Raw genomic sequence first — 12,322 nt, 5'->3', positions numbered from 1 at the left:
TCCTGTTTCAAATACCTGATGTGGACGCGCCCTACGCGCGTTCGCCCTTCACACTGACCGGACCCAGCGGATAAGGAACGTTGTGCTGTTTCACCCATTCGGTGAAGCTGGCACGCGCGCCGGGGAAGCCGATGGCGATCCAGGCTTTCATGCCTTTATTACCGCCGTACATCGGGTCAGCAAGGTAGCCATGCTTGGTATCGGAAAGCAGCTGGCTGAAGAAATGCGCAGGCTTAAGATCGGCTTCGCCCAGTGCAGCAAAGTCGATCTCGTTTTTGTTTACCTGGGTCAGCACCGCATCTTTCTCTTCCAGCGTCAGTGCATGAAACGCTTTCTGATGGGTGTTCTGCGACCACTGATTAATCAGCCGGATACCGGTCTGATACATCTGCTGTGGGCGGAACGGGATCTGGTAACCCATGGTTGCGGGCGCCTGCGTATTGAACGGCCCCTGCATGTAGATTTCGCTGCCAAACGCTTCGCTGTGCAGCTGCTGATCGATAAAGATCGGCACGTTAGTTTCCAGCGCGCCCGGCGCTTTGCCTTTGCCGCCTGCCGGAATCAAACGGTCAGTGGCGGCCAGGATAAACTGCCACTCATCGGCACTAAAAAAGATCGGTTTATAATCGGCTAACTCCGGTGCGGCCATCTCTGCCGCCTGTGCCGCAGTAATGCCTTTGAAGACCAGTTCACTTAATGGCAACGCCAGCAGTGAACCGAGCAAAAATTTACGCCTGGTGGTGGGTTTTTCTAAAAGCATATCCGCACGACTCTCATCTGCTAAATACCCGCTTTATTTGTTATGAAGCTGAAAGGCTGAGTGCAGGCGGAAAATTCCCCGCAGAGATCAACGCACGCGGCACAGACGACGGCAGAACAGACAAGGGCAGGTAGAATTATGGTTCGGTGACTAACGGAACTTATCGGTTAATAACCTGGCAATCTTAGGGATATAAATATGTCTGGATGTAAAAATTGAATTTAAGATGTGTCTTAGTAAAAGTTTATCATGGTGTTGCGAAAGGGTTGCGGAGAGGTAAAAGATTTACAGCGCGGAAATCGGGGGTAAAACCGCATAAACATCGGGTATTTAACTCTTTTAACGCAGGAATGAGGGTTATTATTTTCGCTCTGTCATCATCACGCCAGATAACCGATAAAAAAATATCATACTTCCATACAAGAGAATGATTCTCACCGTTAACACTATAGTGACTTTGATAGTCATACAATCAGACTGTGCGCAATTTGTGATCGGCTGAGTAAAACCGGCTTTATTCCGCCCGCTGTAAAATGACAATAAAATAATTACTGACCGTCATTATCTTATTTTGTCTCTTTGCCTGAATGACTACGCTAATAATTGTGCAAAGCTCATAAGAAACCCGCATTTGGAGATTATCCGGCGCCCGATAGAGTAGAGCTATCAACGACTCAGGATAACCCTCCATGCGAAAAACACTCTTGTCCCTGTTTACGGCTCTGGCACTGGTTCACCCGGCACACGCCGCCACGCCTGGCGACACGCTGGTAATTGCCGTTCCGCTTGATGGCATCATCAGTTTCGACCCGGCGGAAAGTTTTGAGACCGTCAGCACCAGTAGCCTGCGCAATATCTACCAGACGCTGCTGGAGCCGGATCATCAGAATCCGCAGCAGCTCTCGCCGCTGGCTGCCACGCGCTGGCAGGCAGGCAAAACGCCTCATAGCCTGGTGTTTGATCTTAATCCGCAGGCCCGCTTCGCCAGTGGTCATCCCGTGACCGCACAGGATGTGGTCTTCTCATTAACCCGTGCAGTAAAACTCAATAAAGCGCCCTCTTTTATTCTGGGTGAATTTGGCTGGACGCCAGAAAACATCGATCAGCAGTTCACGGTAATTAATGACCACCAGCTTGAACTGCGCTGGCCAGCGGAGATCGGCAGCGATCTGGCGCTGCGCCTGCTGACCGCGCCGGTCTCCTCCATCGTCGACAGCAAACTGGCGCAGCAGCACGCCAGCAACAACGATTACGGCAATAGCTGGCTGAAGGTGCACTCCGCCGGCAGCGCCGCCTATGCCATCAAACAGTTTGTCCCGCTGCAGGCGCTGGTGCTGGAAGCCAATCCCAACAGCATCCGGAAGCCGCATCTGAAGCGGGTATTGCTGAAAGGTGTGGCCGATCCAGGCAGCCGCCGTCTGCTGATCCAGCAGGGTGATGTGGATGTCGCCTATCAGCTCGGCCCGGATCAGATTACCGCGCTGAAAAATGTGGCGAATGTGCGTGTCGACGCCTTCCCGTCCAGCCTGGTTTACTACCTGGGCTTTAACACCCAAAGCCCGCAGCAACCGGCGCTGGGGAATCCGGCGTTGTGGCAGGCGGCGCGCTGGCTGGTTGACTATGACAGCCTGGCGAACCAGCTGCTGAAAGGTCAGTACCGCATTCATCAGAGCTTCCTGCCGGACGGCTTCGATGGTGCGCTGAACACGACACCGTTCCATTACGATCTGAAAAAGGCGCAGGCGATACTGCAAAAAGGCGGCATCAAACCTGGCACCCATATCGCGCTGACGGTGGTGAACCAGCCGCCTTACATTGATGTGGCGCAGGCACTGCAGGCCAGCTTTGCCAAAGCGGATGTGCAGCTTGATATCCAGCCGGTGGCGGAATCGGAGCTGTGGAGCAAAATGCGCAGCCGGGACTTCCAGGCCATCTTTACTTACTGGGGCGCGGACTACATCGATCCCAACACCAATGCCAGCACCTTTGCCTATAACGTGCCGGGCGGCGGCAAAACCCTGGCGTGGCGCGTCGGCTGGACGATTCCGGAGCTGAGTGCACAGACCCGCGCTGCCGCCGGAGAGAGCGATGCGGTGAAACGTCGCAATCTCTACACCGGGCTGCAAACCCGCATCCAGCAGGATTCGCCGTTTGTCATGCTGTTACAGGGCGCAACCCAGGTGGCGGTGCGCAGCAACCTCAGTCACCTGCAGCAGGGCATCGGGGTCAGCCTGCTCAATTTTGAAGAGGTTCAGAAGTAAACCACTGTTGCAGGCCGCTGCTCCCCGGGCAGCGGCCTTTTTTTGATGAATAGTTCTCCTCCTGTGCCGCTCCGGCTTGCTATCCTTCAGGCATAACCCAATGCCTGAGAGTGGAAATCATGACTTCCCCGCTACTGATTGCCCGTACGCCAGACGTCGAACTTCATCTGTTGCCGCAAATGGCCAACCGCCACGGCCTGATCACCGGCGCGACCGGCACCGGTAAAACCGTTACGCTGCAGAAACTGGCTGAATCGTTCTCCGCCAGCGGCGTACCGGTCTTTATGGCTGACGTTAAAGGCGATTTGACCGGCGTGGCGATGGCTGGGCAGTCCAGCGAAAAACTGCAGGAGAGGCTGGCGAAAATCGGCGTCACCGACTGGCAGCCGCAGAGCAATCCGGTGGTGCTGTGGGATATCTTCGGCGAGAAAGGCCATCCGGTTCGCGCTACCGTCTCCGATCTCGGGCCGCTGCTGCTGGCGCGGCTGCTGAACCTGAATGAGGTGCAGAGCGGCGTATTGCAGATTATTTTCCGCATCGCCGATGACCAGGGTTTGCTGCTGCTGGACTTCAAAGATCTGCGCGCCATGACCCAGTACATCGGTGACAACGCCAAAAGCTTCCAGACCCACTACGGCAACATCAACAGCGCCTCGGTCGGCGCCATCCAGCGCGGGTTACTGACGCTGGAGCAACAGGGTGCGGAGCACTTCTTTGGTGAACCGATGCTGGATATCGCCGACTGGATGCGCGTCGACAGCAACGGCAAAGGCGTCATCAACATCCTCTCTGCTGAGAAGCTCTACCAGATGCCAAAACTCTACGCCACCAGCCTGCTGTGGCTGCTGTCGGAGCTTTATGAGCACCTGCCGGAAGCGGGCGATCTCGATCAGCCAAAGCTGGTGTTCTTCTTTGATGAGGCGCACCTGCTGTTTACCGACGCACCGCCGGTGCTGCTGGAGAAAATAGAACAGGTCATGCGGCTGATCCGCTCCAAAGGGGTCGGCGTCTGGTTCGTCACCCAGAACCCGGCGGATATTCCCGATCGGGTGCTGGGCCAGCTCGGCAACCGCGTTCAGCACGCCCTGCGCGCCTTTACCCCTAAAGATCAGAAAGCGGTAAAAACCGCCGCCGATACCCTGCGCGCCAATCCGGCGTTTGACAGCGTCGAGGCGATTCAGGCGCTGGGCACCGGCGAAGCGCTGATCTCCTTCCTGGATGCCAAAGGCAGTCCGTCGGTGGTAGAGCGCGCCATGGTCATTGCGCCCGGCTCACGTATGGGTCCGGTCACAGGCGATGAACGCAACGGCCTGATCAACCATTCACCGCTCTATGGCAAATATGACAACGAAGTTGATCGCGAATCGGCGTTTGAGAAGCTGCAAAAAGGGTTTCAGGCCGCCAGCGATCAGGCCAGTGCGCCTCCGTCGAAAGGCGACGATGTCGCGGTAGATAACGGCATTCTCGGCGGGCTGAAAGAGATCCTGTTTGGCCGAACCGGCCCGCGCGGCGGCAAGCACGATGGCGTGGTGCAGACCATGGCGAAAAGCGCTACGCGCCAGATTACCAATCAGATCATCCGTGGCGTACTCGGCAGCCTGCTGGGTGGTCGTCGCCGATGAAAACGGCTCTCTGCTAAGATCAGGATATGGATAAACAACACGAACTGAAACGGACGAAACGTCTGGCGCTTCTGCTGTTACTGCTGGCTGCAATTACCTTTATCGTTACGCTTTTTCTGCCACCCGGCTTCTGGGTCAGCGGCGTAAAGGCGATAGCAGAAGCTGCGATGGTCGGCGCGCTGGCGGACTGGTTCGCGGTGGTCGCACTGTTCCGGCGCGTGCCGGTGCCCTTTATCTCGCGTCATACCGCCATCATTCCGCGCAACAAAGATCGTATCGGTGAAAACCTCGGTCGCTTTGTGCAGGAGAAGTTTCTTGATACCGACTCGCTGCTGAATCTGATTCGCCGTCACGATCCTTCCAACCTGCTGGCGCAATGGCTGAATGCGCCGGGCAATGCTGACCGCATTGGCCGCCATCTGCTGCAGGTCATGCGCGGCTTCCTTGATCTGACCGATGACACACGGATCCAGAATTTCATGCGCCGCGCAGTACATCGCGCCATCGACAAGGTCGATCTCAGCCAGACCAGCGCCCTGCTGCTGGAGAGCCTGACGAAAAACAACCGTCATCAGGCGCTGCTGGACGCGGCAATCGAACAACTGCTGAAGCTGCTGCACAAGCCCAGTACCCGCGAGTTTATTGCCATGCAGCTGGTGCGCTGGCTGAAACGCGAGCATCCGATCAAAGCCAAAATGTTGCCAACCGAATGGCTGGGCGAACACAGCGCCGAGCTGGTGGCAAACGCGGTCGATTCACTGCTGGATGATGTGGCGCTGGATCAGGGGCATGAGCTGCGCCTCGGCTTCAACCGGGCGGTCGACAAGCTGATCGTTAAACTGCAGAACGACCCGGAAATGGCAGAGCGTGCCGAGGAGATCAAAGGCTGGCTGAAAGAAGATGCCTCATTCAATCGTTACATCGGCGAGCTGTGGAATGATATGCGCAACTGGCTCAAGGCGGATCTCAGCAGTGATGACTCACGGGTGCAGGAGAAAGTGCGTGGTGCAGCCTTATGGCTGGGCGAAACCCTGGCGGCCGACCCGGCACTGCGTGACTCGATGAATCAGCATCTGGAACAGGCCGCACGCAGCGTTGCACCCGAGTTTGCTGGCTTCCTGACGCGCCACATCAGCGACACCGTGAAGAGCTGGGATGCACGTGACATGTCGCAGCAGATCGAACTTAATATCGGCAAAGACCTGCAGTTTATCCGCATCAACGGCACGCTGGTTGGCGGCACCATCGGTCTGATTCTCTACCTGTTGTCGCAGCTGCCCCAGTTACTCCCGCTGCTGAGCCGATAACCGCCTGGTTTAGCCGGATTGGGGTGGATAGAGGCCAAACTCGGTGATAATAGCGCTAACAAAGCTGCGGATTTTCACCGTCTGGCGGCGGCCCGCCGGGATCAGCACATGCATGGGTCGTGCTGGCCCGGCATAATCGGGCAGCACCTGGACCAGCCGGCCCTGTCTGATCTCTTCAGAGAGAATGGTGGCCGGCCCCAGGGTAATGCCATAACCCTCCAGCGCCGCATGCAGCAGCGCTTTCCAGTCATTTGATCGCATGCGCCCCTGCGGATGCACCTCTTCAACCTTACCGGCCTGGCTGAATACCCAGCGGCAGGGTTTTGAGGGCGACCAGATGCCATAAACGAGACAGGCGTGGTTCACCAGCTCCGCTGGCGTGGCGGGAACACCGTGCCGCGCCAGATAGGCTGGCGACGCGCAGGCTATCAGCCGGTAGGGCTGCAGTGGATGGGCGATGATCGAACTGTCCGCCAGCGCACCAATCCGGATCACCACCTCATAACCCTCTTCAAACGGATCGACCAGCCGATCGCTGAGTTCAAGATCGACCTGCGTTTCCGGAAACCGGTCAAGATAGCGGGTCACAAACGGCGCCAGGCTAAAAGAACCAAACGTGACCGGGGCGCTGACCTTCAGCGTACCGGACGGCCGCTGCTGCATATCCAGCGCGATCGCATCCGCTTCCTGCACCTCTGCCAGCACGATTTTGCAGCGTTCGAAATAGTTGCGGCCCACATCCGTCAGACTTTGTCGTCGGGTGGTGCGATGCAGAAGTAGCGTACCGAGATGCTTCTCCAGCATGGCGATATGCTTCGCCACCATCTGCGGTGAGATTTGCAAATGCCCGGCGGCGGCGGCAAACGAGCCCGATTCCGCGACGGTAACAAACACGTTCATGCTGGTAAGCCGATCCATGATTCCCTCCTGTTGGTTGTTTATATTGCGTCTGTTTGTCGATTTATTCACCTCCTGTTTTTAATTAAGGTCAGTGCGTGAAACTCATCAAGGAGAAACGTATGAAAATAGGCATTATTGGCGCAGGCTTTGTTGGCCGGGCGATTGCAAAACTGGCGATTCAGGCAGGACATCAGGTGATGCTCAGCAACTCGCGCGATCCACGAACGCTGTTCAGCCTGAAACCGATGATTGGCTGTGAAACCGGCACCGCCACCGAGGCCGCAGAATTCGGCAACGTGGTGGTGATTGCCGTGCCGCTCACGGCTACGGAACAACTTCCGGCCACAGAATTGCAGGGAAAAATCGTGCTTGATGCAGTCAATTACTATCCCGACCGCGATGGCGAAATTGAAGAGCTGCTCAATGGCCGCATCAGCACCAGTGAACGGCTTGCCCGCCTGCTTCCTGACAGCCGCGTCACCAAGGCATTCAATGCCATCCGCATGACCGATCTTGAAACGCAGGGCCTGCCGCCGGGCGATGCTAACCGGCAGGCATTACCGCTGGCGGGGGATGATAGCGAAGGGAAAGCGACCGCCACGGCATTATATGAAGTTTTTGGATTTGATGCCGTGGATGCGGGATCGTTAGCGGAAGGCTGGCGTTTCGAGCGTGTGACGCCCGCCTATTGCGTAGCCCTGAACAGAGAGCAACTCATCAGGACACTGAAAGAGACGACCCGGCACTCCGCATAAACAGGGCATCAGCGCAGAATAAAGCCGCTGAAACCGTGGCTTACAGACGACCCACAAACGTAAAGCGATGGGAGCATACGCCTGTAGCAAAGCATCGCGGGCCAGGGATGGCCCGCGCTGAGCCGCCACGGATGGCGCTTTTGCGTCTTTGTGGAAGGCGTATGCTCCCTGAGCCTTCACTTTAAAAACAAAAAAGGCCGCTTGCGCGGCCTTTTCTTTTACTGCATTCATTGCGCTTAGCGCCGCTTAATCAACATAAACATACTGATAGCGAAGAACGCAAAACTCGGCAGAATCGCCCCCAGAATCGGCGGCAGACCGTAAACCAGACTCAGCGGACCGAAAATCTGGTCCAGCACGTAGAACAGGAAGCCAAAGCTGATACCGGTTACGACACGCACACCCATCGACACGCTACGCAGCGGACCAAAGATAAACGACAGCGCCATCAGCATCATCACCGCCACCGACAACGGCTGGAAGATTTTGCTCCACATATTCAGCTGATAACGTCCCGATTCCTGGCCGCTCTGCTTCAGATATTTGCTGTAGCTATGCAGACCGCGAATCGATAACGCGTCAGGATCCAGCGCAACCACACCCAGCTTGTCCGGCGTCAGATTGGTTTTCCACTCGCCACTCAGACTCTGTGAACCGGTAATCTGCTTAGGATCGGTCAGGTTAGACTCATCAACCTGCGACAGTATCCAGCGCTTCTTAGCCGCATCCCAGGTCGCCGTCGCCGCGTAACGCACACTCTGCAGACGACGCTGATCGTTAAAGCTGTAGATGCTCACGCCATCAATTTCGTTGTCGCCTTTAATGCGCTCGATAAAGATAAAGCTATTGCCATCTTTCGCCCACAGACCGTTCTGCGTCGACACCAGTGCGCCACCGTAAAGCTGCTGCGCCCGGTAGTTACGCGCCATCTGCTCGCCCGAGGGCGCAACAAACTCGCCAATCGCCATGGTCAGCAACACCAGCGGAATCGCAGTTTTCATCACTGACAGCGCAACCTGCATGCGGGTAAAGCCCGCCGCCTGCATCACCACCAGTTCACTGCGCTGCGCCAGCGCGCCCAGTCCCAGCAGTGCGCCCAACAGGGCCGCCATCGGGAAAAAGATCTCAATATCTTTGGGTACGCTCAGCAGGGTGTAGTAACCGGCGCTCAGCGCGTTGTAGCTGCCCTGGCCGGTCTTGCGCAGCTGATCGACGAACTTGATGATGCCGGAAAGCGACACCAGCATGAACAGCGTCAGCATAATGGTATTGAAAATGGTTTTACCGATATAGCGGTCAAGTACGCGAAACATCAGACCGACCCTCCGCGGGTAAAGCGGGCGCGAATCCGACGCATCGGCACCGTATCCCACAGGTTAAGGAGCACCGCCAGCACCAGATAGCTGATATTCACCACCCACATCCAGAGCGCCGGATCGAGCCGCCCTTTCGCGCCGCTCGACTTCAGCGAGCTCTGCAACAGGAAGAAAATCAGATAGAGCATCATGGCGGGCAGCATCGACAGCACGCGCCCCTGACGTGGGTTCACCACGCTGAGCGGCACCACCATCAGCGCCATCACCAGCACCGAGAACACCAGCGTCAGACGCCAGTGCAGCTCGGCCTGAAACTCAGGTGTCTTATTCGCGAACAGGTCGGTCAGGCTTGCCTGTTCTGCATCGTTAGGATCGAGCGTTGCCGCTTTATAGCCTACGATGGCCTGATAATTGGTGAAGTCGGTGATACGGAAATCACGCAGCAGAGCGGTGCCCTCAAAACGGGTGCCTTTATCCAGCGTCACCACCTGCGAGCCATCTTTATGCTGCTCCATGTGACCGCTGTCAGCCAGCACCACTGAAGGCCGCGCGTTGCCCTTTGGCCGTAACTGCGCCAGGAACACGTTACCAAAGTTGTTGCCCTTCACATCCTCGACAAACAGCACGGCGCTGCCGTCGCTGGAGGTCTGGAACTGTCCGGCGGCCATTGCTGCCGCACCCGGGTTCGCTTTGGCGTTCTGCGTCACCTCATCCTGATAGCGGGATGACCATGGCCCCAGCCAGATGACGTTCACGGCCGCCACTATCGAGGTAAACAGCATCAGAACCATCGCCGCTTTTACCAGGACGGCCTTACTCAGGCCGCAGGCGTGCATCACGGTAATTTCACTTTCCGTGTAGAGCCGCCCCAGCGTCATCAGGATCGCCAGAAACAGACTTAAGGGCAGTATAAGTTGTGCCATTTGAGGCACACCGAGTCCTAACAAGGTCAGAACGAGGTTTGTCGGCACTTCGCCATCCACCGCGGCACCCAGGATCCTGACTAACTTCTGACAAAAGAAGATGAGTAGCAGGATAAACAGGATAGCCAGCTGGCTTTTGAGCGTTTCCCGAACCAGATATCTAATGATGATCACGCTTAGTACGCCTGTGAAAACTTGTCTTTTTGCAGGAAAATCGCTAGTTTCAACGCTTATCAGCCATTTTTCTTCATCAATGGCCGTCGCCGTAGCTAAATTTGTATGAAAAACGCGTCCGGGTGGTGAAAAAACAACATCTTGTCACCCTGATTCATTATGACCTCCAGCAGCAGAATGTCATGCTGCGACGATGAATAAATGGGTCATGAGCGCGCTACATTCTAGCGGCAGCAGCGGCCGTTGTCTTTAAGATTCAGGAGAGTGCATGGAGTTCAGTGTAAAAAGCGGAAGCCCGGAAAAACAGCGCAGTGCCTGCATTGTCGTTGGCGTTTTCGAACCGCGTCGTCTGTCACCGATTGCCGAGCAGCTGGATAAAATCAGCGACGGCTACATCAGCGCCCTGCTGCGCCGCGGCGAGCTGGAAGGAAAAGTGGGCCAGACACTGCTGCTGCATCATGTGCCAAATATCCTGTCCGAGCGTATTCTGCTGATTGGCTGCGGTAAAGAGCGTGAGCTGGATGAACGCCAGTACAAGCAGGTCATTCAGAAAACCATTAACACGCTCAACGACACCGGCTCAATGGAAGCGGTCTGCTTCCTGACCGAGCTGCATGTCAAAGGCCGCAACACCTACTGGAAAGTGCGTCAGGCAGTAGAGACCTCTAAAGAGGCGCTCTACAACTTTGACCAGCTGAAAAGTAACAAAGCAGAGCCACGTCGTCCGCTGCGCAAGCTGGTCTTTAACGTGCCGACCCGCCGTGAACTGACCAGCGGCGAACGGGCGATCCAGCATGGATTAGCGGTCGCTGCCGGTATGAAAGCGGCTAAAGATCTCGGCAACATGCCACCTAATATCTGTAACGCCGCCTATCTGGCGTCACAGGCGCGTCAGCTGGCGGATGCCTTCAGCAAAAATGTCACCACCCGCGTCATTGGCGAACAGCAGATGAAAGAGCTGGGCATGAACGCCTATCTCGCTGTCGGGGCCGGTTCGCAAAACGAATCGCTGATGTCGGTAATTGAATACAAAGGCAATCCGGATGCGGAAGCACGTCCGATTGTGCTGGTGGGTAAAGGGCTGACCTTTGACTCCGGCGGCATCTCCATCAAGCCTGCCGACAGCATGGACGAAATGAAGTATGACATGTGCGGCGCGGCCGCCGTCTATGGCGTGATGCGTATGGTGGCAGAGCTGAATCTGCCGCTGAACGTGGTTGGCGTGCTGGCGGGCTGTGAAAACATGCCGGATGGCCGATCGATGCGTCCGGGCGACGTGCTGACCACCATGTCTGGCCAGACGGTTGAGGTGCTGAACACCGATGCCGAAGGCCGCCTGGTCCTGTGCGATGCGCTGACCTATGTTGAACGTTTCGATCCGGAAGTGGTGATTGACGTGGCGACGCTGACCGGTGCCTGCGTGATTGCGCTGGGTCATCACATCAGCGGCCTGCTGTCGAACCACAATCCGCTGGCGCATGAGCTGATCAGCGCCTCGGAGCAGTCAGGCGATCGCGCCTGGCGTCTGCCGATGGCGGATGAGTTCCAGGAGCAGCTGGAGTCCAACTTTGCCGATATGGCGAACATTGGTGGCCGTCCCGGCGGCGCGATTACCGCCGCCTGCTTCCTGGCACGCTTTGCCCGCAAATATAACTGGGCACACCTGGATATCGCCGGTACCGCCTGGCGCTCCGGCAAGGCCAAAGGCGCCACCGGACGTCCGGTGCCGATGCTGTCGCAATTTCTGTTGAATCGGGCAGGATTGAACGGCGACGATTAAGCGCCCTCTTTTCTGACAGCAAGGGCGGATATCATTCCGCCCTTGATCTTCTGATGAGCAAACCGATGAAAAACGCAACCTTCTACGTGCTGGAAACCGATGCAACGAGCGATGGCCTTAGCGCCGTTGAAGCGCTGGTGTGCAATCTGGCGGAAACACGCTGGCGGGCCGGAAAGCGGGTGTTGATCGCCTGCGAAGATGAACAGCAAGCCATTCGTCTCGACGAAGCGCTGTGGCAACGACCGGCAAACGCCTTCGTGCCACACAACCTGGCGGGTGAAGGCCCGCGCTACGGTGCGCCGGTTGAGCTGGCCTGGCCACAGCGTCGCGGCAGTTCACCGCGCGACCTGCTGATTAGCCTGCTGCCCCACTTCGCAGATTTTGCTACTGCTTTCCATGAAGTGATAGACTTCGTTCCTTACGAAGACACGCTCAAACAACTGGCGCGCGACCGCTATAAAGCGTATCGCAGCGTTGGATTCCAATTGAATACGGCAGCGCCACCACAGCCGCAAACGACATAG

At 56.7% G+C, this 12,322-nt stretch carries 10 protein-coding genes; 6 read left to right on the top strand and 4 right to left on the bottom strand.

The genetic code is table 11. The features are described 5' to 3' along the window. Positions 1–31: 31 nt before the first annotated feature. Positions 32–760, bottom strand: a complete 729-nt coding sequence (locus tag HFD95_RS13780; RefSeq protein ID WP_010251628.1) for a gluconate 2-dehydrogenase subunit 3 family protein — start codon at positions 758–760, stop codon at positions 32–34. 689 nt (positions 761–1,449) lie between these two features. Between HFD95_RS13780 and HFD95_RS13775 the strand changes: the two genes are divergently transcribed. The 3 genes from HFD95_RS13775 (at position 1,450) to HFD95_RS13765 (ending at position 5,950) form a co-directional block, all read left to right on the top strand. Next, positions 1,450–3,021 carry an ABC transporter substrate-binding protein gene (locus tag HFD95_RS13775; protein WP_167430359.1) on the top strand — a complete coding sequence of 524 codons (1,572 nt, stop codon included), beginning with the start codon at positions 1,450–1,452 and terminating at the stop codon, positions 3,019–3,021. A gap of 119 nt (positions 3,022–3,140) precedes the next feature. Next, positions 3,141–4,643: a helicase HerA-like C-terminal domain-containing protein gene (locus HFD95_RS13770; protein ID WP_167430358.1), complete on the top strand. Its 1,503-nt coding sequence runs from the start codon at positions 3,141–3,143 to the stop codon at positions 4,641–4,643. Between the two features lie 26 nt (positions 4,644–4,669). Continuing rightward, positions 4,670–5,950, top strand: a complete 1,281-nt coding sequence (locus HFD95_RS13765) for a DUF445 domain-containing protein (protein WP_033759683.1) — start codon at positions 4,670–4,672, stop codon at positions 5,948–5,950. Positions 5,951–5,959: 9 nt separating this feature from the next. Here HFD95_RS13765 and HFD95_RS13760 read toward each other — a convergent pair whose 3' ends face one another. Further along, positions 5,960–6,868, bottom strand: coding sequence for a LysR family transcriptional regulator (locus tag HFD95_RS13760; RefSeq protein ID WP_033787469.1), 909 nt, complete (start codon positions 6,866–6,868; stop codon positions 5,960–5,962). A 101-nt stretch (positions 6,869–6,969) separates the two neighbouring features. Here HFD95_RS13760 and HFD95_RS13755 point away from each other — a divergent pair, with 101 nt between their 5' ends. Next, positions 6,970–7,605 carry an NADPH-dependent F420 reductase gene (locus HFD95_RS13755; protein ID WP_167430357.1) on the top strand — a complete coding sequence of 212 codons (636 nt, stop codon included), beginning with the start codon at positions 6,970–6,972 and terminating at the stop codon, positions 7,603–7,605. Between the two features lie 236 nt (positions 7,606–7,841). Here the strand turns inward: HFD95_RS13755 and lptG are convergent, their stop codons facing one another. Together lptG and lptF are read right to left on the bottom strand one after the other, a co-directional pair. After that, positions 7,842–8,918, bottom strand: a complete 1,077-nt coding sequence (lptG, locus tag HFD95_RS13750; protein WP_010251648.1) for an LPS export ABC transporter permease LptG — start codon at positions 8,916–8,918, stop codon at positions 7,842–7,844. Beyond that, the gene (lptF, locus tag HFD95_RS13745; RefSeq protein ID WP_010251651.1) at positions 8,918–10,018 is read right to left on the bottom strand and encodes an LPS export ABC transporter permease LptF; all 1,101 of its coding nucleotides are present in this window, start codon (positions 10,016–10,018) and stop codon (positions 8,918–8,920) included. Before lptF ends, lptG begins: the two co-directional genes overlap by 1 nt. 268 nt (positions 10,019–10,286) lie before the next feature. On the opposite strand from lptF, the gene pepA reads away from it, so the two are divergent. Together pepA and HFD95_RS13735 are read left to right on the top strand one after the other, a co-directional pair. After that, complete coding sequence (gene pepA / locus HFD95_RS13740; RefSeq protein WP_010251654.1) at positions 10,287–11,798, top strand: leucyl aminopeptidase; 1,512 nt, start codon at positions 10,287–10,289, stop codon at positions 11,796–11,798. A gap of 65 nt (positions 11,799–11,863) precedes the next feature. Beyond that, positions 11,864–12,322, top strand: a complete 459-nt coding sequence (locus tag HFD95_RS13735; RefSeq protein ID WP_010251657.1) for a DNA polymerase III subunit chi — start codon at positions 11,864–11,866, stop codon at positions 12,320–12,322.

It is taken from the genome of Pantoea sp. EKM10T, from assembly GCF_011800685.1.
GTDB lineage: Bacteria > Pseudomonadota > Gammaproteobacteria > Enterobacterales > Enterobacteriaceae > Pantoea > Pantoea agglomerans.
Note: the sequence above shows the minus strand (reverse complement) of the source record. Positions and strands in the feature narration are given on the sequence as shown.

What these genes read in the sequence shown, in the direction of transcription:
- HFD95_RS13780 (WP_010251628.1), bottom strand. Translation starts at nt 760, where the DNA reads ATGCTTTTAGAAAAACCCACCACCAGGCGTAAATTTTTGCTCGGTTCA.
- pepA (WP_010251654.1), top strand. Translation starts at nt 10,287, where the DNA reads ATGGAGTTCAGTGTAAAAAGCGGAAGCCCGGAAAAACAGCGCAGTGCC.
- lptG (WP_010251648.1), bottom strand. Translation starts at nt 8,918, where the DNA reads ATGTTTCGCGTACTTGACCGCTATATCGGTAAAACCATTTTCAATACC.
- HFD95_RS13735 (WP_010251657.1), top strand. Translation starts at nt 11,864, where the DNA reads ATGAAAAACGCAACCTTCTACGTGCTGGAAACCGATGCAACGAGCGAT.
- HFD95_RS13775 (WP_167430359.1), top strand. Translation starts at nt 1,450, where the DNA reads ATGCGAAAAACACTCTTGTCCCTGTTTACGGCTCTGGCACTGGTTCAC.
- HFD95_RS13765 (WP_033759683.1), top strand. Translation starts at nt 4,670, where the DNA reads ATGGATAAACAACACGAACTGAAACGGACGAAACGTCTGGCGCTTCTG.
- HFD95_RS13770 (WP_167430358.1), top strand. Translation starts at nt 3,141, where the DNA reads ATGACTTCCCCGCTACTGATTGCCCGTACGCCAGACGTCGAACTTCAT.
- HFD95_RS13760 (WP_033787469.1), bottom strand. Translation starts at nt 6,868, where the DNA reads ATGGATCGGCTTACCAGCATGAACGTGTTTGTTACCGTCGCGGAATCG.
- HFD95_RS13755 (WP_167430357.1), top strand. Translation starts at nt 6,970, where the DNA reads ATGAAAATAGGCATTATTGGCGCAGGCTTTGTTGGCCGGGCGATTGCA.